At 57.0% G+C, this 21,997-nt stretch carries 15 protein-coding genes; 7 read left to right on the forward strand and 8 right to left on the reverse strand.

All coding sequences use genetic code 11. From position 1 onward, the window contains the following. Positions 1-68 precede the first annotated feature (68 nt). From HUW52_RS17565 to HUW52_RS17575, 3 genes are read right to left on the reverse strand one after another with little or no spacing between them, the layout of a single operon-like run. Positions 69-1,013, reverse strand: a complete 945-nt coding sequence (locus HUW52_RS17565; RefSeq protein ID WP_016987297.1) for an HlyD family secretion protein — start codon at positions 1,011-1,013, stop codon at positions 69-71. A gap of 4 nt (positions 1,014-1,017) precedes the next feature. After that, positions 1,018-1,218, reverse strand: coding sequence for a DUF1656 domain-containing protein (locus tag HUW52_RS17570; protein WP_016987298.1), 201 nt, complete (start codon positions 1,216-1,218; stop codon positions 1,018-1,020). Continuing rightward, on the reverse strand, positions 1,208-3,343 hold the full coding sequence (locus HUW52_RS17575; RefSeq protein ID WP_175554404.1) for an FUSC family protein: 2,136 nt from the start codon (positions 3,341-3,343) through the stop codon (positions 1,208-1,210). Before HUW52_RS17575 ends, HUW52_RS17570 begins: the two co-directional genes overlap by 11 nt. Before the next feature lie 171 nt (positions 3,344-3,514). Between HUW52_RS17575 and HUW52_RS17580 the strand changes: the two genes are divergently transcribed. The 4 genes from HUW52_RS17580 to HUW52_RS17595 all read left to right on the forward strand — a co-directional run bounded on the left by HUW52_RS17580 (position 3,515) and on the right by HUW52_RS17595 (position 9,334). Then, positions 3,515-4,570 carry a tetratricopeptide repeat protein gene (locus tag HUW52_RS17580; protein ID WP_016987300.1) on the forward strand — a complete coding sequence of 352 codons (1,056 nt, stop codon included), beginning with the start codon at positions 3,515-3,517 and terminating at the stop codon, positions 4,568-4,570. Positions 4,571-4,701: 131 nt separating this feature from the next. Then, the gene (locus HUW52_RS17585) at positions 4,702-6,204 is read left to right on the forward strand and encodes an ATPase domain-containing protein (protein WP_175554405.1); all 1,503 of its coding nucleotides are present in this window, start codon (positions 4,702-4,704) and stop codon (positions 6,202-6,204) included. Then, a complete protein-coding gene (locus HUW52_RS17590; protein WP_175554406.1) occupies positions 6,201-7,871 on the forward strand; it encodes an ATP-binding protein in 1,671 nt (556 codons plus the stop codon). The genes HUW52_RS17585 and HUW52_RS17590 overlap by 4 nt, the downstream gene beginning before the upstream one ends. Positions 7,872-8,419: 548 nt before the next feature. Continuing rightward, a complete protein-coding gene (locus HUW52_RS17595; protein WP_175554407.1) occupies positions 8,420-9,334 on the forward strand; it encodes a halovibrin HvnA in 915 nt (304 codons plus the stop codon). Between the two features lie 37 nt (positions 9,335-9,371). On the opposite strand, the gene HUW52_RS17600 is transcribed toward HUW52_RS17595, so the two are convergent. The 5 genes from HUW52_RS17600 to HUW52_RS17620 are packed head-to-tail and all read right to left on the reverse strand — an operon-like array spanning position 9,372 to position 15,922. Next, the gene (locus HUW52_RS17600; RefSeq protein ID WP_003225116.1) at positions 9,372-9,749 is read right to left on the reverse strand and encodes a response regulator; all 378 of its coding nucleotides are present in this window, start codon (positions 9,747-9,749) and stop codon (positions 9,372-9,374) included. A 44-nt stretch (positions 9,750-9,793) separates the two neighbouring features. Next, positions 9,794-11,008, reverse strand: coding sequence for a hybrid sensor histidine kinase/response regulator (locus HUW52_RS17605; RefSeq protein ID WP_016987303.1), 1,215 nt, complete (start codon positions 11,006-11,008; stop codon positions 9,794-9,796). Further along, positions 11,002-11,595 (reverse strand): chemotaxis protein CheB, encoded by a 594-nt coding sequence (locus tag HUW52_RS17610; RefSeq protein WP_016987304.1) that lies wholly within the window; start codon positions 11,593-11,595, stop codon positions 11,002-11,004. Before HUW52_RS17610 ends, HUW52_RS17605 begins: the two co-directional genes overlap by 7 nt. Further along, complete coding sequence (locus HUW52_RS17615; protein ID WP_095120878.1) at positions 11,592-12,425, reverse strand: protein-glutamate O-methyltransferase CheR; 834 nt, start codon at positions 12,423-12,425, stop codon at positions 11,592-11,594. The genes HUW52_RS17610 and HUW52_RS17615 overlap by 4 nt, the downstream gene beginning before the upstream one ends. Next, the gene (locus tag HUW52_RS17620; RefSeq protein ID WP_175554408.1) at positions 12,425-15,922 is read right to left on the reverse strand and encodes a response regulator; all 3,498 of its coding nucleotides are present in this window, start codon (positions 15,920-15,922) and stop codon (positions 12,425-12,427) included. Before HUW52_RS17620 ends, HUW52_RS17615 begins: the two co-directional genes overlap by 1 nt. Positions 15,923-16,187: 265 nt before the next feature. On the opposite strand from HUW52_RS17620, the gene HUW52_RS17625 reads away from it, so the two are divergent. The 3 genes from HUW52_RS17625 (at position 16,188) to HUW52_RS17635 (ending at position 21,978) form a co-directional block, all read left to right on the forward strand. Beyond that, positions 16,188-16,547: a response regulator gene (locus HUW52_RS17625; RefSeq protein ID WP_016987306.1), complete on the forward strand. Its 360-nt coding sequence runs from the start codon at positions 16,188-16,190 to the stop codon at positions 16,545-16,547. A 179-nt stretch (positions 16,548-16,726) separates the two neighbouring features. Further along, positions 16,727-20,569: a hypothetical protein gene (locus tag HUW52_RS17630; RefSeq protein WP_256667850.1), complete on the forward strand. Its 3,843-nt coding sequence runs from the start codon at positions 16,727-16,729 to the stop codon at positions 20,567-20,569. 110 nt (positions 20,570-20,679) lie between these two features. Continuing rightward, a complete protein-coding gene (locus HUW52_RS17635; RefSeq protein ID WP_175554409.1) occupies positions 20,680-21,978 on the forward strand; it encodes a glycosyltransferase in 1,299 nt (432 codons plus the stop codon). Positions 21,979-21,997 lie beyond the last annotated feature (19 nt).

Genomic DNA, 21,997 nt, shown 5'->3' on the forward strand with positions numbered 1-21,997 from the left:
TCATTCGGTCGCGGGGCTTTTTTATGCCTCGAAAATCACACCCTCTTCTGTAGGAGCTGCCGCAGGGATCAGTTTTCCAGCACGGTGACGGTCGCTGTGGTGCCCGCTCGCAGGCGGTTTTTGCCGGCGTAGTCGCCGTCGATATCGATCCGCACCGGCACTCGCTGCGCCAGTTTCACCCAGGTGTAACTCGGGTTGATGTTGGCCAGTAGCCGGCTGCCCGGCGCGTTTTCGCGGTCGGCAATGGCGAAGGCAATGCTCTGCACCCTGCCGCCGAAGGTCTCCCCGCTCATCAATTGCACCCGTACCCGATCGCCCTCGCCAATACGCGGCAGTTTGGTTTCTTCGAAGTAACCACTGATGTAGAACGAGTCGCTGTCGACCAGCGCCAGCAAAGCGCCGCCGCTCACCGCGTAATCACCCTCACGGGTCAGGAGGTTGGTCACATAACCGCTGACTGGCGACTCGACGCGGGTGCGCTGCAAATCCAGTTCAGCCTGGGTCAATGCGGCAATCGCCAACTGCACATTGGCCTCGGCAAGACCGAGATTGGCCTGATTGCGCAACACGTCCGCCTGGGCCACGGCCACATCGGTACTGGATTTTTCCCACTCTTCGCCAGAAATCGCAAACCCCTGCTTGAGCGTACGCCGTCGGCGTTCTTCACTTTGCCGCTGCTTGAGCAAGGCTTCACTGGCAACAATGGAGGCTTGTGACTGGCCCAGCGTTGCCTTCGCGACCTCCACCGACCGTCGCGCGTGCTCCACCGCCAGGCTATAGCGCGCCGGATCGATTTCCAGCAGCAGTTGCCCCTTGTCGACATGTTGGTTGTCCTGCACCGCCAGGCTGACAATGCGCCCCGAGACGTCCGCCGACAGCGTCACCACATCGGCTCTGACCCGCGCATCGCGAGTCCACGGCGCACGGGTGTAATGCTCCCAGGCAAACCAGCCGAGCACGATCGCCAGCAGCACCACCGCCAATGTGATCAATCGTGTGAATAGCACTTTCAAAGCATCAGGCTCCCATCAGCAAAATCAGCGTGGCACAGACGCAGGCATATAACGCGCCTTCGAACAGCGCTTCATGCCAGACCAGACGCAGAACGCCAAGACGCCGCAGTCCCCAGTCCAGCACCATAAAAATCGGTATGGCCAACAGTAACGCCTGGGCAATGGGCGGCAGGTAGACACCGCCAATCTCGAAATCAATGGGCAAGGGCTGCTTCTCCTTCCGGGACGGCGCGCTGGATAGCATCACCGTGGCGCTGCAAAAATGACACGACGATCAACAGTGCCACACGCATGCGAAACAGCGACCAGACATGTTCATGGCTGGCGACGTGCAGTTCATCCAGTTCGTCGCCCAATATGTGCAGGGTGGCCAACAACGGCGTCAGTTGCACATCCTGCCGCCCAGCGACAAAGCGCCCGGTCTTGTGCACGGCCGAAGCCAGACGCTGGGTGAAAGCATCTGTCAGTAGCGCATTGTTGTGCGCCTGCTGCCGCAACTGGTGCATCGCCACACCCAGTGCCACGCACGCCAGGCTTATTTCATAGAGTTGCTGCATGGCACGGCTGTTCAGCGCCGGCAGCAGGCCGAGCATGCTGGTCAGGCGATCGACCATGCGGCTTTCAAAGGCAAACTGTTGTTCATCGGTCGCCGGGGTTTTGGTCAATGCATACACCTGCTCGCGCGCTTCGTTATACAAGCGGCGAAGACGCCATGCCGGGCGAAACGGGAAAATCCATGCATAGACGATCAAGGCGAGCATTGCCGCACTGAAATAGGCGCCGGCAAACTCGAACCATTGAATCGCCGTGTTCTGGCCAGTGCCGATATTCTGCGGGCCGAGCATGAGGAAACTCGACAAGCCCAGCCCCATGCCAATGCCCGCCGTCGCCGGGCTCGCCAGACCGATCGCGATCACGTACAGCAACGGCGCCAGCAACAATGCCAACCATTCGAAATCACTGATTGCCGGCACCAGCATGAATTGATAGACCGCCGAGACCACCAGCGCCAGCCCCAGACCGCGTGCGTAACTTTGCGCGGCCATCAGCGGACGCGGAAACGTCGCCATCAGCGAGCAGAGGATTCCCACCAGAATCATCCCGCCCCGTGCGCCATCCCACGCCGTTTCGATCCAGATCAATCCGGCGACCAGCAACGCGGTAAAGGCGCGGATGGCGTTCATCGTGGCCAACGTGAAATCCAGGTGCAGCGGGCTGGCCTGACCGCGATAGAGGCAACTGGCTTCGCGGCCATCCTGAATGGCGTCGCTCAGTTCCAGTATCTGCTCCAACTGGTGCAACAGCCGCGCCTGCTCCCAGCGCAATGCCCACGCCAGCGAACGCAGGGTGGCGCTCATGTCTTCGGTAAGCTGTTCGGCCTGATAAGCCAGCGCTTCGAACTGTTGCTGGAGCGTAATGAACTGATGTCGCGCCTCGGCAGGTAGCGACCGGCCTTGTTGCGCCAACTGATCGAGCAAGGTCAATTCCTCGGCACGCAGTTGCTGGATGTTCTGCGGCAGATCGCCTTCCCAGCGCACGGTGAGCAACTCGCGCTGATGACGCAAAGCGGTCAACCGCGACGTCAGCAACATCAATTGATTACCCAGCAACAGCACCAGATTGTTGGCACTGCGCAGACGTGGCGCATCAAAATACAGATGCCGGCGCAGGCCCTCCAAGGCACTTATTTCCCCAAGCAACTGCATTTGCCTACGCTGAAAGTCCGCTTCGCTTTCCTCCGTGCGCAGCACCGCAGCGGCATGGCTGGCAGCCAGCTTGATCACTTGATCGACCTTGGCGAAGTACCCTTTGGCCACTGCTTCCGGCCGCGCCGTGAGCAGACTCACCACGCAGACGCACGCCACCGCCAGCAGGGTTTCGGTAACGCGGGTAACGGCCAAGAGAAAGGTCCCGTCCTGATCCGGAATCGCCAATAACGCCACGACCACAGCGGTGTAACCACTGAGCACAAACGCTTGCGAGCTGGTGTAACGCAACAACGTGCCGCCTGCCGTACACAGCGCCAGCCACAGTGCCAGGGTGGTAATGAAAGGCAGCGGTGCCTGAGGAAAAATGGCCATGATCAACACCGCCACCACCGCACCGAGGGTCGTGCCGATGACCTGGCCGAAACTGCGCGCCAGTGCCATCCCGGCCAATGGCTGGCTGACAATCACCACCGCCATGATCGACCATTTGGGCTGATCGAGATCGAACAGAAATGCCAGGTACAGCGTCAACAATCCCGCCGCAATGGTGCGCAGGGCAAACAGCAGAACGGCCTGACTCGGATGAATCACCGTCTTGAAGTAAATGAACAGGGCTTGCATGGGCACACTCAACGAAACGACTTCTGCAAGCGTAGACACTGCATCGAAAGCCTGACGGGTAACTGAGTCGACGCAACTTGTAGGGCGATTCGCATGCACAGGGTTTGACTCGTGGCCCGAGCTGACCGAAGCTTGCCGCTCTGCTCAAGTACGCCTGTTTCGGAAACCTGCATGCCTCAGTCTCGCCGCTACCTGCTTATCAGCCTGGGCCTTGTGCTTGTCATCGTCGTGGCCTGGTTGTCGGTGCGCAGCACCGTCCCGGTCATACCCGATGCGATCAAGCACGGTTATAGCGAAGCGCTGGATGCTGCCCGCAAGGGGCAACCGGGCGCGGCGCGTCAGTTGTATCAGCAACTGGGCCGGCCGGACATTTCGGTCAAGCGCCGCGTGTGGCTGCACGGTGAGCTGCCCAATTACCCGAGCCCGCAAGCGTTGAAACTGGCCGACACCGACCTGCAAAACGAAGCCCCCGCCGTGCGCCTGGCGGCGATAAAAAGTGTGGTGGGACTGGTGCCGGGCGGACAACGCAGCCTGTTGCTCGGACCGATGCTCGATGATGAAGATCAAACCGTGCGCTTTGCCGCGATCAATGCCCTCCTCGGCTTGACTCCGGATGAACTGGGCCTTTACTTCGCTCCGCTGCAACAAGCGATCGACGGTTGGGAACAAACGCTCAAGGCACAACCGGAAAGCGCTGCCAACTACGCGCAACTGGCCCGGCTGCGTATCCACAACGCCGAACTCAAAGAGGCGCAGGTCGCGCTCGACAATACCCTGCGCCTGGAGCCCGGCAATCTGCCGGCGCTGGTGATGCAGATCGATGTCCTCGACCGCCAGGGCCAAACCGATGCCGCCCGGCAACTGTTGGGCCGGCAACTCAAGGCACAACCTGACTCTGCCTATCTGCAACATGCCCTGGGGCTTTGGCTGTTGCACCACGATCAGCGCGAATATGCCCTGCTCGGTTTGTCCAAAGCCGTCGAGCTGGAACCCGATAACAAGGATTACCGCTACGACCTCGCTACCACCCTGCACAGCGCCGAAGAACTGGAAGCGGCGCAAAACCAGTTGCAGGAAATCGTTCAGCGCCATCCCGCTGACCGCAAGGCGCGGGTTTTGCTGATCAACTACTGGAAAGAAAGCGGGCAATTGCAGAACGTGCAGATTCTGTTGGCGCAGCTGGAACAGCTCAACCCGGATGATCCGGCCTTGCAGCAGGGTCTCTGAGCCAGTTTTGACAGCTCAATTGACACATTCGGAAAGGTATTTCGGAACTGCCATCACGGCGCAAGGTCAAGTTATTCAGGCCGCTCGATTAGTTGGCGGCCTCGCTTCCCTTAGTCATGAGAGGGCATTTTTTGTCTACTTCTAACGAGTTGATCAGTGCGAAAGCCGCTACCGGCATTGTGGGTCTGGATGACATCCTGGCCGGTGGTTTGTCTCGCGGTCATGTTTTCCTGCTGGAGGGTGAGCCCGGAACCGGCAAAACCACGGTCGCTTTGCAATTTCTCCTGGCCGGCGCGAAAGCCGACGAACGCTCGTTGTACATCACGCTCTCGGAAACCGAGCGCGAACTAAGGCAAGGGGCGCTGTCCCACGGCTGGACGCTGGATGACAACATCAAGATCTTCGAGCTGACGCCCCCCGAAAGTCTGCTCAATGCTGAACACCAGCAGAGCCTGCTGTATTCCTCCGACCTAGAACTGGGCGAAGCCACCAAGCAGATTTTCGAAGCGGTCGAACGCTTCAAGCCGACGCGTGTAGTGCTCGACAGTCTGTCGGAGATTCGTTTGCTCGCGCAAAGCTCTCTGCGTTATCGCCGGCAGATTCTGGCCATCAAGCATTACTTCGTGCGCTACAACGCCACGGTGCTACTGCTCGACGACCTGACCACCGAATCCCTCGACAAAACCGTGCACAGCGTGGCTCACGGGGTAATTCGTCTCGAAGAACTGACGCCCAACTACGGCGCCGAGCGGCGACGCGTGCGGGTGGTCAAGTACCGTGGGCAAAAGTATCGCGGCGGGTTCCACGACTTCACCATCATGGGCGACGGCGTGCATGTGTTCCCACGTTTGGTGGCGGCTGAACACCGTGGCGACTACGCGCGTCTGCAACTGTCCAGCGGCATCCCGGAGATGGACGCCCTGCTTGGCGGCGGTATCGAGACCGGTTCAAGTACCTTGATTCTCGGCCCTGCCGGTACCGGTAAATCGCTGATCTCGATGATCTTCGCCGCCGCTGCCGTGCTCCGTGGCGAGAAAGCCGCGCTGTTTATCTTCGATGAAGAGTTGGGCCTGCTGTTCGAGCGCATGAACAACATCGGCATCGACCTCAAGGCGCTACAAGCCACCGGTAATCTGTTGATCGAGCAGGTCGACGCCGCCGAACTGTCACCGGGCGAATTCTCCCATCGCGTGCGGCGCTGCGTCGATGAAGGTCAAATCAAAACCGTGGTCATCGACAGCATCAACGGCTATCAGGCCGCCATGCCGGAAGAAAACGCGCTGGTGCTGCACATGCACGAGTTGCTGCTGTACCTGAACCGCAAAGGCGCGGCGACCTTCATGACCGTCGCCCAGCATGGTCTGGTTGGCGACATGCAAGCGCCGGTCGACATTACTTATCTGGCTGACACGGTGATTCTGTTGCGCTACTTCGAAGCACTGGGCAAAGTCCGCCGCGCGATCTCGATCATCAAGAAACGCACCGGCAGCCACGAATCGACCATTCGTGAATACCGTATTTCCACACAAGGCATGACCATCGGCGAACCACTTGAAGCCTTTCAGGGCGTACTGCGTGGCGTCCCCACCTACCTCGGCGCGAGTAATCCGTTGCTTCGGGAAGAAAACCTGTGACGGTGCAGGTGCCGCTGGCCGAACGGGCGCTGATTCTGGCGCCTGTGGGTCGCGACAGCCAGATTGCGCTGATGATCCTCAACGAGGCCGGTTACGGAGGTCTGGTCACCCCCGGTCTGGGATCGCTGTGTTCCGAACTGGAGCTGGGTGCCGGTCTGCTGCTGGTCGCCGCCGAAGCGTTGCGCGGGCCGGAACTGGAGGCGTTGTTCCTGCATCTGGAGCAGCAACCAGCCTGGTCGGACCTGCCCATTGTGCTGTTGACCCATCACGGTGGTCAGGAACAAGGCCCCTCCTCGCGCCTGAGCGATCTGCTGGGCAACGTGACCTTCCTTGAACGACCGTTTCATCCGGCGACATTGGTCAGTATGGTCTCTGCCGCATTGCGCGGCCGACGACGACAGTACGAGGCCCGCGACCGGCTGATCGACTTGAGTGAAAGCGAACGGCGCCTGCAATCGACCCTGGAAACCCTTGAGCAACAGGTCGAGGAGCGCACCGCGCAATTGCGCCATAACGAAGAAGCGCTGCGCCAATCGCAGAAGATGGAAGCGGTCGGCCAACTCACCGGCGGCATCGCCCACGACTTCAACAATATGCTCACCGGCATCATCGGCAGCCTGGAATTGTTGCGTCGGCGCCTGGCCCGAGGGCGCACGGATGATCTCGACAGCCTGATCGATCTGGGCGTGACCTCGGCTAATCGCGCCGCCGGCCTGACCCATCGCTTGCTGGCGTTTTCCCGGCGGCAGTCGCTCGACTCCAAAGCCGTGCAGATGAACACACTGGTGCTGTCCATGGGTGAGCTGCTGCAGCGCAGCCTCAACGAAAGCATTCAACTGGACATGCGCCTCAACGACAAATTATGGGTGGCCGAGGCCGATCCCAACCAACTGGAAAGCGCCCTCCTCAACCTGGTGATCAATGCCCGTGACGCTATGCCCGACGGCGGCAAACTGGTAGTCGAGACCAGCAATCAGGTGCTCAAACGCGAATTCACTGAAGCCTACAGCAACCTCGAACCCGGTGATTACGTGATGCTCAGCGTCACCGACAACGGCTGTGGCATGCCGCAGAGTGTTATCAATCGTGCGTTCGACCCTTTCTTCACCACCAAACCGATCGGCCAGGGCACGGGGCTGGGTCTGTCGATGATCTACGGCTTCAGCAAGCAGTCCCGCGGGCATGTCTCGATCGACAGTGAAATCGATGAGGGCACCACGGTCAGACTCTACCTGCCACGTTTTCGCGGTGAAGAACTGGAAAGCCCCGACGCCGACATTCAGCAGGCACCTGATGCGCTGCACGGCGAAACCGTGCTGATCGTCGAAGACGACCCGGCCGTGCGCGTGCTGGTCTGCGCGGTGCTCGGTGAATTGGGCTATGCCTTTGTCGAAGCCTGGGATGCCGACAGCGCCGTGCCGATTCTGAACTCGACGCAGCGCATTGATCTGCTGATCAGCGATGTTGGCCTGCCGGGCATGAACGGCAGGCAACTAGCGGAGGTTGGTCGACAATATCGGCCAGGTTTGAAGGTGTTGTTTATCACCGGATACGCCGAACATGCGGCCGTGCGTGGCGGCTTCCTCGATTCAGGGATGCAGATGATCACCAAACCATTCACTTTTGACCTGTTGACCGCCAAGGTGCGAGAGATGATCCGCGGCTGACCTGATGTTCACCATGGGTAGCCAACAGGTCATGCCACCTGCATCAACGGGAAATTTGCAGCGGCTTTACGCTGACTTCGAGTTATTCGCCGTTGGGCTGCCAGCAAGTTGGATTAAAGGTTGAGCTCCGGAAAAACGTGTTTCAAGGCCGACAAACCCTGAACTTTTCCGCGAGCTACTGCGGCGCTGTGATCGCTCAATGAGAAGATCAGCGTTTGCAGCCTAGAGAGGTTCCTACAAGGATCCCCGGCTACTGTGAAAATCCCTGGCACCGATTGCAAACCGCTTAAAATAAGCCGCTTTCCCCTCCCCGTCACCTGTCAACTCTGACAGCTATCAATTCCCCCCGCGTGCTGTTTGAATCCCCCCAAGGATGCTCGGTACTGGGTGCCAATTCCAGGCCCGCGTCCATTAAGGACTCGAGGCGGGCAAGGTCATTTGCGACTTTCAAGATCAATCTTCCTCGTACTTCCAGAGCAGATGCGCAGTTCGTTTAAAACTCGGCAGATCAGGTCAAGTAACCGCTGCCAGATAGAGGAAAGGTCATTATGAGGAAATACCTTGCGTTGATATTGATGGTTTTTTTATCAGCCTGTCAGATGCGTGAAACGCCGGATACAGAGCAACCATCAGCCGGAGAAAACATCGGGATGACGGTCGCATCAAACGCCCCCCGGAATGGCGCAATCGCAGCCACCGATCTGACCCGTCAATATAATGATACGCGAGGTAACTGCGGTACGGATTCGAAGCCCGCATTCTTGTGTCGGGGTGTCATGCTAAGAGCCACTTCGGCTTCGGATGCGTACTCCAGCTGGAATCCCAGTCCCGCCTCGGTGAAAAGTGGCGGGGTTTCGTTTTCTTACTTGAGTAAGGATTCGAAATTCACCAAAGTCTACGGCTACAAGAACGGGCTGATCTTTTATCCCGTACTCAATCGTCCATCTGGCACAAGGCAAGTAGAAGTGCTCTGTGCTTTTCCGATGGATGGAGGCACCAACAACCGAACAGCCGCCGGTTGCGGCCCGCACCGCCTGGATACTACGGGCAGCGGTCCTTGTCTTACCGTAGGCATTCGCAACTCTGCACTCTGGGTAGCGCGCTGGAATCAGTACAAGATGGGCTACAACATGTGTGGCTTTGACGTGAGCGATGCCATGAACTCTCAAGCGGGGCCTTCATTCCGCCACACGATGAACGCTCATAACGAGGTAGGCTTTTTTGCCGGTGTTCATGATTACGTGGAAATCATTCTTAAAACCTGGCCCCAAGACATTCCAAAAGAGCTACCCCTGCAAGCATTCTTTTATGTAGAGGGAGGCCTTTCCGGTGCTCAGCACGATCAACGTGACTACTTCAACAAAACCGGTGGAAGCGTTATGCCGATCATTAAACTGACGCTACCGACTACACCTGCTGCCGATGCGCAGTTCACCTATAACCCCGCAGACCAGGTCAAATAACCAACCGACGGGCGTCGGCCTTGCGCCGACGCATGGCTCAGGCCAGCAACTCCTGAATCTTTTCCTGCAACACATCCAGATCGAACGGTTTTTCCAGAATCGGTGCCTTGCGCGTAATCGGGCTGCCGGTCTCACGGATTTCCTGCGGGTAACCGCTGATGAAAATCACCTTCAGATCAGGACGCAGCTTTACCGCAGGTTCGGCGATCTGCACGCCGGAAATACCGCCGGGCAAGCGAAAGTCGGTGATCAACATGTCCAGATGTGGCTTGCTCGCGAGAATTTCGAAGGCCTGCTCGCCGTTTTCGGCCTGCAGCACGCGATAGCCCTGGCCCGACAGGTAATCTGTCAGAACCATCAAGATAACCGGTTCGTCTTCGACGACGAGTACTACATCTTGCGCATCTACACTCATGGGAAGCCTTTGTTCGGTCAATAGCTGCTGATACGACCGTGTGGTCACTCAGAGGTTGCGTCGGATGTGCCGTTTTCCTCGACCGGCAGACAAACGCGAAACAGGGCGCCCTCGTTGATTTGACTCTCGACGACGATGGAACCGCCATGGGCGGTGACGATCTGCTCGGAAATGAACAGACCCAGTCCGAGGCCGGCCACTACCGTCTTGGCGGAGACCCGTTCGAACTGTTGGAAAATGCGCTTCTGGTTCTCTTCACTGATGCCGATTCCGTGATCCTGAACCTCGACCCGTGCCTGGTTGCCCTGACGGTAGACGCGCACCTGAATCGGGCTTCTGCCACCGTAACGCAAGGCATTGGTCAACAGATTGGAAATGACCTGTTCGATGCGGAACTCATCCCAGCAACCCTCCACAGGATGCTCCGCTTCGAAGGAAACAGTGGTTTCCGCTGCCTCAATCTGCTGCGCGAAGTTCTGCAGCAGATTGCTCACCAACTGCACCAGATCAAAACGGCTCGGACGGATCGACAGCTTGCCGGTGCGGATCCGCGACACGTCGAGCATGTCCTCTATCAGCCGGATCAGGCTCTTGATCTGCCGCTCATCGCGATCGACCATGGCGTGCATTTTGTCGAGGGTGAACGCTGCGGCGTTGTCCCGCGCCAGGTGCATCTTGCGCAATTGGGTTTCAAGTATCAGGCCGTTGAGCGGCGTGCGCACTTCGTGAGCGACGATTGACATGAAGTCATCGCGCATCCGCACCGCTTGCTCAAGTTCAAGCTGGGTGCTCTGCAACCGTTGCAGCAGTGCTTCCTGCTCGCGCCGGGCCTGCTCCAGGGCTTCGACCTGTTGCTTCATGGCTTTGCTCTGGCGGTACAGGTCGACAAACACGTTGACCTTGCTCTTTACCGCGTGGATATCCAGCGGCTTGTGCAGGAAGTCCACCGCGCCGCTTTCGTAACCTTTGAACGCGTAGTTCAATTCACGGCCGGCGGCGCTGACGAAAATGATCGGGATGTTCTTGGTTTTCTCGGTGCCGCGCATCAATTCCGCCAGTTCGAAGCCGTTCATGCCGGGCATCTGCACGTCGAGAATGGCCATGGCGAACTCGTGTTGCAGCAGCAGCGACAGGGCTTCGTCCGCCGACAGCGCCTTGTAAACAGTGCGGTCTTCGCGTTTGATCAGGGCTTCGAGAGCCAGCAGGTTCTCGGGCAGATCGTCGACGATCAGCAGTTTTGCCTGGATATTACTCAGCATGCGATTCGTTCCAGCTCGACTAGCAGACGGCCGATGCCGTGAATGGGTAAGACATGATCCGGCGGCTGAATTTTCAGCGCGGCCAGAGGCATGGTGGCGACCTGAGCGTCTTCGGGGTCTTGCACGATGGTCAGCCCGCCGTGGCGTTTGACCTGGGCCAGCCCGCGCGCGCCATCGTGATTGGCACCCGTCAGCAACACGGCCGCCAGCCTGGTTCCGTAGACATCGGCGGCGGATTCGAAGAGATAATCGATCGATGGCCGGGAATGATGAAGGCGGTCCTCAAGGCTCAAGGACAGACTGCGATCCTGTTCCACGGACAGGTGATAACCGGGGGTGGCGAAATACACCGTACCGGCCTCGATGTCCTGTTTGTCCGTCGCCTCTTGCACCGGCAGCAGCAGACGCCGGGCAAACACCTCGGCCAATTGGCTGCGGCGCTCTTCAGGCAAGTGCAGCACGATGATGATCGGCAACACAAACCCCTTGCGCAAAGGGCCAAGCAGATTCATCAATGCTTCGACACCACCGGCCGAAGCACCGACCACAATAGCCTCGATTCGAGGCAGATCCGTGGTGTCGTTCATGATTTGCGGTAGATCCGTTCTTGTTTCACCAAGGGCTCGAACTGGTTGGCGTAGCTGGAAAAATCCAGCGTCTCTTTGCTGCCGAGCACCAGAAAACCGCGATGGCAAAGCGATTCATGGAACAGCCCGAACGCCCGATCCTGAAGTTTCTTGTTGAAGTAGATCAACACGTTGCGGCAAGAAATCAATTGGGTTTCCGAGAACACACTGTCGGTGGCCAGGCTGTGATCAGCGAACGTCACGTTTTCGCACAGGCTCTTGTCGAAAATCGCGTAACCATAAGCGGCGGTGTAGTAGTCGGCAAATGAACACTGCCCCCCGGCCTGCTGGTAGTTGGCGGTATACGCACGGACGTTCTCCATCGAGAAAATCCCTTGCTTGGCCTTGTCCAGCGAGCGTGGATTGATGTCCGTAGCGTAAATGATCGTGCGATCAAGCAGGCCTTCTTCGCGCAGCAGAATCGCCATCGAATAGACTTCCTCGCCGGTGCTGCATCCGGCGATCCAGATCTTGATCGACGGATAGGTCCTGAGCAGCGGCACCACTTCCTTGCGAATCGCCAGAAAGTGCGACGGGTCGCGAAACATCTCGCTGACGGGAATCGTCAACAATTGCAGCAATTGCATGAACGCGGTCGGGTCGTGGAGGACTTTTTCCTGCAACGCCGAAATGGTCGCGCACTCGAACTGGCTCAACGCGTGTTGCACCCGGCGCTTGATCGAAGCGCCTGAGTAATCGCGAAAATCGTAGCTGTACTTGAGGTAGATTGCCTCGATCAACAGCCGCAATTCGATTTCGCTGTTTCGTTCCACGGAGTGACTGCGTTCCACTAAATGCGTTCCATCTTAGGTAACCACACGCGAATCAGCGAGAACAGGCGATCCAGGTCGATGGGCTTGGCCAGGTAATCATTGGCGCCCGCCTGCAGGCAGCGCTCCTGATCGTCCTTCATGGCCTTGGCCGTCACGGCAATGATCGGCAATTTGCGCCAGCGCGGATCCTTGCGGATTTCAATGGTGGCTTCGAAACCGTCCATTTCCGGCATCATCACGTCCATCAACACCAGATCGATGTCCTCGACTTCGTTCAACTTCTCAATCGCTTCACGGCCGTTACGGCCGATCACCACGACCGCACCTTTGGTTTCAAGGGCACTGGTCAAAGCGAAAATGTTGCGCACATCGTCATCGACCAGCAGCACTTTGCGACCCTCGAAGACCTTGTCGCGGCTGCGCGCGGTCTTGAGCATCTTCTGCCGTTCATGGGACAACTGCGATTCGACTTTGTGCAAAAAGAGTGTGACCTCATCGAGCAGACGTTCCGGCGACCGTGCGCCCTTGATGATGATCGAACGCGAGTATTTGCGCAGGTCTGCCTCTTCATCGCGCGTCAGGTTACGACCGGTATAGACGATGACTGGCGGGAAAGAGCAGATGTCTTCGGTGGACATGCGCTTGAGCAGTTCATTGCCAAGCATGTCCGGCAGCTTAAGGTCGATGACCATGCAGTCGAAAATCGTCGTGCGCAGCAAATTCAGGGCGTCTTGCGCCAGGCCCACGGCGGTGATCTCGATGTCTTCGTCACCGATCAGCCGAGCGATGCTCTCGCGCTGCAGATCGTCGTCCTCGACCAACAACACTCGCTTGACCTTCTGGGTCAGTTTGGCTTCCAGACGGGCAAACACATCCTTGAGTTCTTCGCGGGTAGTCGGTTTGACCGCATAGCCAATGGCCCCCATGTGCATCGCCGCTTCGACGCGGTCCTCAACCGAAATCACATGCACAGGGATGTGGCGGGTTTCGGCGTGTTCCTTCAAGCGTTGCAATACGGTCAGACCGGAGTGATCCGGCAGGCGCATGTCGAGCAGGATCGCGTCCGGCACGTACTCGCGAGCCAGGTCGTAACCTTCATCGGCACCATGGGCAACCAGACACTGATAACCGAGTTCATGCGCCAGATCGTAGAGGATGTGCGCAAAGTTAGGCTCGTCCTCCACCACCAGGATGCAGCGAGTGGCGAAGGGAGCCTTGTCACGGTCATCGGCGAAACGCGGAATGTGCACCGGCGCCAACGGCGAAACCGAAACAGCAGGTGCAACGGGCGCGGTCACCGCTGGTGCTGGCGGGGTGAAGGTCAACGGGGCGCTCGATACATCGCTGAGCTCGTTGTACTGCTGCGGCAACACCAGCGTGAACACACTGCCCTGCCCCGGCACACTGCTGACGCTGATGGAACCGCCCAGCAAGGTCGCCAGATCCCTGGAGATCGACAGGCCGAGCCCGGTGCCGCCGTACTTGCGGTTGGTGGTGCCGTCAGCCTGGCGGAACGCCTCGAAGATGCTTTCCTGTTGATCGGCGGCAATGCCGATACCCGAATCGCGCACGATGAACGCGATGCGATCGTTGGGCTGACCGCTGATCGTCAGGCTGACCGCGCCTTGTTCGGTGAACTTGAGGGCGTTGGACAGCAAGTTCTTGATCACCTGTTCCAGGCGCTGGCGGTCGGTGAACAGCGTAGTCGGCGCGTCCGGTTGCAAGGCGACGGTGAATGTCAGGCGTTTGTCCGCCGCCAGCGGTTCGAACACGCTGCGCAGGCCATCGGCCAGACGTGCGACGCTGGTGGTTTCCGGAATCACTTCAAGCTTGCCGGCCTCGACCTTGGAGATATCGAGGATGTCGTTGATCAAGTTGAGCAGATCGTTGCCGGCGGAGTAGATCGACTCGGCGAACTTGACCTGTTCGGCGCTGAGATTGTCCTGCGGGTTTTCCGCCAGCAACTTGGCCAGAATCAGCGAGCTGTTCAGCGGCGTGCGCAGTTCGTGGGACATGTTGGCGAGGAATTCGGACTTGTACTTGCTTGAGCGCTGCAGCTCTTCGGCGCGCTCTTCGAGCTGCACCTGAGCCTGATTCAGTTCGGTGTTTTTCAGATCCATGGCGTCGCGTTGCTCGGCCAGGGTCTGCGCCTGTTCGGCCAACTGCTCGTTGGTCTGTTCCAGTTCGACTTGCTGGGTCTCCAGATGCGCCTGGGACTCCTTGAGAATCCGCGATTGTTCTTCCAGCTCTTCGTTGGCGGTTTTCAGCTCTTCCTGCTGCACCTGCAACTCTTCGTTGAGCTGCTGGGTTTCGGCCAACACTTCCTGCAAGCGCTGACGGTAGCGCGCAGCCTCGATGGACGTGCCGATGTTCGCGGCAATCAGCTCCAGCAATTCGATATCGCGATCATTGAGTGGACGCAGGAAGCCCAGCTCGATCACGCCATTGACCCGATCGTCATCGCTGGTCGGCACCACCAGCACACTGTGCGGCAAGCCTTCACCCAGCCCCGAGCTGACTTTGAAGTAGTCCGACGGCACCGAATCGAGACGAATCAGCCGCGCCTGCTGCGCCACTTGGCCGACGATGCCCTCGCCGCTGTAGATCGACTGTTCCTGCTCTTCCTGCTCACGGGAGAAGCCATAAGTCGCCACACGCTTGAGGCCGCCGTGCTCTTCACGCACATAAAGCGCGGCTACGGCGGTGCCGAGGTATTGCGCACAGAATTGCAGAATATTGCGCCCCAACAGATTCAGCGTCAGTTGTCCCAGCACCTGTTCGGCCAGTTCGGTCTGACCATTGCGCAACCACGCCTGCTGCTCAAGACGCTCGGCACTGGCTTGTTGTGCAGCAAGATTGGCGCCGTAGTTGGTCGACAGATTGACCAGATCACGTCGGCCAATATAAGCCAGCAAACCACTGATACCGGCGATGAACAGGAGGTAAAGGCTGATGCTCCAGATTGTGGTGCGGCGCACCTCTTCATTGCGCGTCGTGCGCAAGACCTGTTCGGTCTCGATAACGTCTTCGAATTGCTTGCGGATTTCGTCCGTCAGGCGCTTGCCACGCCCGGCCTTGACCGCGCCGCGGTAATCGCCGCTGGAGCGCTGCAAGTCAATCATCGACTGTGCGTAATTGGCCCACTCGGTCTGCAAGGCCTGGAGGCGGCGCAGACGATCGGTTTGCACCGGATTGTCGGCAGTCAGTTCGAGCAAGGTATTGAGCGCCACGGTGATACGCGGCTTGGCGGTCTCGTAAGGGTCGAGGAAGTGCTCGTCGCCGCTGAGCAGAAAACCACGCATGCCGGTTTCCAGGTCCACGGTGAGCTTCACCGCTTCATTGGCGTTATTGATCACTCGGTCGGTGTGCTCCACCCACTGGATAACCGACAGCAGATAAGTGATCAGCGACACGAAGAACACGGCACTGAGTACACCGACGCCCAAGGGCAGACTGATGTTGCGACTCAGGAGTTTGCGAAACCGTTGCTCATCAACCGTAGACGGAGAGGACATGGGGCAGCCTTGTCGAACTGTTGAAAACCCGAGAGTTTGCCCCAAAACGGTGGCATGGATCCATTTTTCTCACAGCTTTGGCAGCAAATTCCTACATTTGCTCGCGTCTAGAGCCACGCCAACAGTTATCCTTGCCTGGCCATTTGCAGTGAATGTTTTTTGTATCAAACCGGGAACTTATGGCCATGCGCCACTTACTCATGCATGAGCCCGGCAGATTCGACCGGCCGATACCCCTGAATTTCTATCTTTGAGAGCCTCTATTATGTCCACCCCAGCGTCCATCATCCTTGTAGTAGAAGACGATGCCATTGTGCGCATGCTGATCGTCGATGTGCTGGAGGAGTTGGAGTACAAGGTGCTGGAGGCTGACGGCAGCGAACAGGCGCTGGAGTTTCTCAATGACGAGAACCAGAACATTGATTTGATGATGACCGATGTAGGTTTGCCGGGTATGGATGGTCGTGAGTTGGCGACTGAGGCACGCCTCGTGCGCCCCGCCCTGCCAATCCTGTTTGCCAGTGGTTACGCTGAAAGTATTGAAGTGCCCGAAGGTATGCAGGTCATCGGCAAACCCTTTTCGATCGATCAATTGCGCGACAAAGTAAAAAGCATTACTCAATAAACAACTCAACGGACCGCCCCTTTCAAACAACTTCAAGGGGCAGTCCGGTCTCATATTTTCGCGAATAAAATACAAGCTGGCGAGCTGTTGAAAAACACACTCACATAATGCTTCTTGATAAGCGCTGCCCAACAAAAGAGGATCACTCAAACATACAAACCAAAATAAACGAATTTATTATGACCCTAAAACTTTCAAATGCCCTGAATCAACGTTACTTAACCCGACCTGCCCCTTCTTCTAACCGCCACCTTGAATACGTTGCAAGCGATAACCGCGAACGAGAGGAAGTGATATATAAACTCAAGCAGCGCTCAGCACATCTTGCTCCTGCGCAAAGAATTTCACTGGAAGGCGCAAAATTTTCTGTGGAGTCGGGATCGTCACTTGAAGACGCCCTGCTTCCCGGCAGGCAGCTATTGCAACGGATGTCCGAACAAGATTCCTTCAAACGACTGCTGGGCAAGCTAAGACTTTCCGAGCACTCAGACTTTGAAGTGACCGCTGAAGGCGAAATAAATGCAAAACACTCCGGTGCTATCGCGAGTTTTGCAGACGCCTTCAAACTTTCCCCCGATCTGAAAGACGATCTGCAGACACTGGTTGAAATGGCCCATTTGACCGGTGGCAAAATTTCCACCACAGACGAAGTTGATTTAGCACAATGGCTGGCTTTCCACGGTTACTTGACCCCTCGTCATGCCGCCGACGTTTACCGGTTACTGGCATTCATGCAAGCCGCCCCTCCTGCAAGCCCAGAGTTGAGCAACTATTGGGAAATGATAAAGACTGGAGAAGGCAACTCGGCGACGCTTACTGCAACTGAGCGCAGTGAGTTCCGCAAACTCATCACCAGTTACATCAAGGATCAATCGTTACTGGAGCATTTGTCGGAGAGCATTTTTGGCGGACGAACTGCGCCCTTCACACGTGCCGAGGCTGAAGACATTATCAAGGCACTTGTTTCCAGCCCCATCGCTACTGACTGGGCCGACGCTTACGTACGGGATCTTGACTGGTACGGCGCGCGCGACAACCAACCGCAATCGGAAACGTCGCGCAAGCAGATTGTCCTGACTTCGCTGCTGCTCAATCTTCATCCCCAAGTCGGCGAAGATGTACCGCGAAATCATGTTGCCGGTTTCGATTTGTATGCTGCCAAGCATATGGAAAAATCCTTCGCCGAGATTCAAACCGATTTCGAGAATCACCTGATTGAACTTCACAGGGTGAGTAAAAAGAATGCAGCATTGGCCGCTCACTTGCTGCTGGCGGAGCCTGCGCCGGAATTTCTGGTCAAAGGTCTACCTGCCACCCTGCTAGTGGGAACGCCGCAATGCGTGGAATTTTGCCGAATCGTGGCGGTGCAAGAAATCATAGCGCCAGGCTCGACTCGATCCATGACCTACGCGCAATTGCAGCAACTTTCGACACTGGAACCAGTGACCGAATCACGCAAGATGCTCGACGCTTTGGCAGCCGTGGATCCTGTGATTGATTGGGCAGTGCTCAACAAAATCGTCACGCCTGATGACGTCGATAAATCAGTCACTGACTCACTGAAAGTCGCCACGGACGCCTACGCCCGACATGCGAGGACGCTTGCCGAAAACGCTGAAACACTGACGCGTCAACTGCCAACCCGCAAAAGCGTCGCACTGGATATCCTCAAGCAGGTCGCCAAGGGTTGCACTTATCTTGAAAGCGACGTCCTTCAGCAAACGCGCAATCGACCGCTGGAAGACGCTTACATTTCGCTAAAAATGTCACCTGTCGAGTTGCATATGTCCAACGACCTGGCGACCGGCAATTGGGATTTGAAAAAAGGGGAAAGCATCTATACAGCGTTCCCCAACATGCGCGGTAATCTGATTTCTCCCGACGATGAGTTCTACCGTCAGTTCAATCGGGCCTATCTGGCGTATGCGCAAGCGATGAATATGCATTTGAAGCAAGCATTTACTTCAATGCCATTGCTCGACCGGATTCGATTGCTCAAGGGCAAGGTGACGATGTTCACCGTCAGGCCCTCGGTCGCCAGACTCCAATCGATTACCGGTATCTCGGCCAATCCTATCGCGACGACCCTTGACGCCATTCTGAAAACGACTGAGCGCAAACCGACGGAAAGTCATAAAGAAATAGATGAAGCAAAGGGTCGCTACGGCGTAGTGGTCTGCTGCGAGTTCGAAGGCCGGGTGACCTGTTACGAATTATTCACGCTGCACGGCGTCTGTCGCGAAAACACCGAGCTGGCCAAGCTTGTGCAAAGGGAAAACCTGTTGAGCGCTCCCGCTCGCAGCAATGAGACGAATTACTCTGCGCCTGCGAAAATTCATCAACTGCCGATAAACATCGAGTGTTATACCCATGGTGTAACGCCCGGTCTCGTGGACGTCAGTTCGGGGGTGATCGACAAAGTTGCCGAGTTGTCAGCCGTCGCGCCGCTGTCGCCAATAAATGGGTACTACCAGAGCTTCTACTCGACAGAGTTCGACCGTCTGGTGAACTTCGTACTCAAGCACAGACCCGTCGCGACTTACGATGAGTTGGTTAAAGAGTGCTGGGGCCAGACCCGGCTTGAAGCATTGCGTGCAAAACGGGACAAGGACCTGGACACGTTTCTCAACTTTGTCGTGCCCTTCAAGTCATGCATCGAAGATCTCGGTTCAGACGACATCGAGCGACAATTGGACGGAGCCAAGGCGTGCACCCTGGAAGCCGCGATGACCGTTCTGTTAGTGGTCGCAGCCATCGCAAAGATTGCCAGCCTGGCCGCCACGAGCATGAGTATCGCCACCAAGGCCAGCAAGATAGCTTCGACAGGCGTTGGCCTCGTCAACAACTTGATCAATCCGCTGGATGGAGCAGCCGATTTGCTTGTGAATGGTGCCAAACTTTTGCGCAAAGGTTGGCACAGCGGTGTGGCTGCACTCGAAAGCGCTATTTACGATGCACGCAAATGGTCGGGAAAGACGCCCTATCACGCACTTTCGGCGGCTGTCGATCCAGACACTATCCGCCTGGGCATCCGACAAACTGCGCAAGAATCCGCAGACGTGTTCCAGGTTTGGGGCATACGCCACAGTGATGAATGGTACGCGTTGAACCGTTTGGGCGAACCATGGGGCCCCGAGTTAAGAAACCTGAAACTGGTCAACAAATTCAACGTTCCAAACCCTTTCAAGCGAGCAAAACCGTTCAGCTACACCCGTGGATTTTTGAAAAAAGCCATTCCCCACGCCAAGAGTAAAATCGACAACACGATCCAGTTACTCTTGGATGGTCAGAACGATGATCTCAGATCCGTCATCAAGCATGTCTTCGGCATTGATTCGAGTGAGGCCATTGAACAAATAACCAGGAACTTGCGCGCCATGCGCAAGGACCTTGATTCGGTAGGTTTGCATAACATGGTCTTTCGGCCACCTGGTTCCGACGCAATCGCTGCGTTACAACCTCAAGCCTATAAACGTTGGCAAGCGGCCGTACGCTCAGGCGAGAAGCTGGACATCAACACAAGAACATTCCTGTCCATTTATCCTGACAACATGGATGAATATTACAAGGTGGCGAAATTCGATGACGCCAGGGTCGGCGATATCCTAGTGCATGAGATGTCCCATGGTGCGCCGGATACGCTTGATTTGTATTACGGTGAAATAATACAAGGTGCCATCCCGGCAGAATACAACGCGGTCGGGTTACTGGAATTTGCCAGAGACGCGCACAAGGCCCATCCTCAAAATCTCAGTAACCCCCATTTCCGCTTAGGTGTTTTAAAGGGTTATGAGGAGTTTAAAGCGACGATTTCGAGCCGACCAAAAATCGTACAAGAGTACCCTGCGTTGTTAAACGCCGAATCTTATTCATTGGCGGTTTCGTTGATCGACCAACATAAAACCAACCATGCAACATTTATGTTCAACCTATCCACCATCACCAACTCGATCAATAACACAGCTCCCGGCGAATTTCTTTCCGGGCCGATCCTGCTCAATCTGGCCAAACCAAACTTTTAAAACCCGCAGATTTTCCGGGCCGCAGCACTGACAGAGGGCGCAGGCAACCACCACTGTGGTTTAATTGCGCCCTTTTTTCGCCCACGCTTTGCTGCATAGGATCACTGCTAATGACTCAGCCCGTTACCAAAGTCCTGGTCATCGGATATGTCTGGCCCGAACCGCGCTCGTCCGCCGCCAGTGGCCACGTCATGCAGATCCTCGAAACGTTTTTGCAACAGGGTTGGGACATCACCTTCAGCAGTCCCGCCGGCCCCGGCGAACATAAGGCAGACCTCTCTGCGCTGGGTATTCGCGAAGTATCCATTGAACTCAACAACAGCAGTTTCGACGTATTCATCAGTGAACTGGCACCGGATATTGTGCTGTTCGACCAGTTCATGATGGAGGAGCAGTTCGGCTGGCGGGTTGAAAAGCACTGCCCCGAGGCCCTGCGTGTGCTGGAAACCTCCGACCTGCAAAGCCTGCGACATGCCCGCCATCAGCGGCTCAAGGACCGCCTGAAAGCCAACAGCGATCAGGACGACTTCAGCGATCTGTTTGCGCCGGCATTGCGCGAAGAGTTTGAGTTGATGGCCGATACTGATCTGGCCAAACGGGAAATCGCGGCGTTGTACCGCTGCGATCTGAACCTGATGATCTCCGAAGTTGAAATCGAGTTGCTGGTCGAACAATTCGGCTTGCCACGTCAATTGCTGCATTGGTGCCCACTGATGATTGACCTGCCAGGTGCCCCCCCTGCGGCCTTCACCGATCGAGCGCACTTTGTAAGCATCGGCAACTTCCGGCACGCGCCCAACTGGGATGCGGTGCTCTGGATGAAATCCATCGTCTGGCCACTTATACGTCAGCAATTGCCGCAAGCGCAGTTGCACATCTATGGCGCGTACACACCGCCCAAGGCCACGGCGTTGCATAATGCTGCGCAGGGCTTTCATGTGATGAACTGGGCCGAAGACGCGTTGCAGGTTATGTCCGCCGCACGGGTTTGCCTGGCCCCGCTGCGCTTCGGCGCCGGTATAAAGGGCAAACTGGTTGACGCCATGCTGTGCGGCACACCGAGTGTCACCACCCCCATTGGAGCGGAGGGCATGCATGCCGGTCAGCCGTGGCCCGGTGCCGTCGCGCTTTCGGCGACCGAGTTGGCCAACCAGGCCGTTCGCCTCTATCAGGATGAAACGCAGTGGCAGGCGAGCCAATTGGCGGCAAACACCTTGCTCGGCGAGCGCTACCAACGGGCAGTGCATGGTCAGGCGCTGATCGAAAAGCTGCGTGATTGCCAACTGAACTTGCCGACACTCAGAGCCAATAACTTTATCGGCAGCATGTTGCGGCATCATGCGCACAAAAGTACTCAATATATGGCGCAATGGATTGAAGCAAAAAACCGCAATACGTCGCCAACGTGACGACCAGTAACCGGTCGTG

It is taken from the genome of Pseudomonas sp. 43A (assembly GCF_013363935.1).
Taxonomy (GTDB): Bacteria; Pseudomonadota; Gammaproteobacteria; order Pseudomonadales; family Pseudomonadaceae; genus Aquipseudomonas; species Aquipseudomonas crudilactis.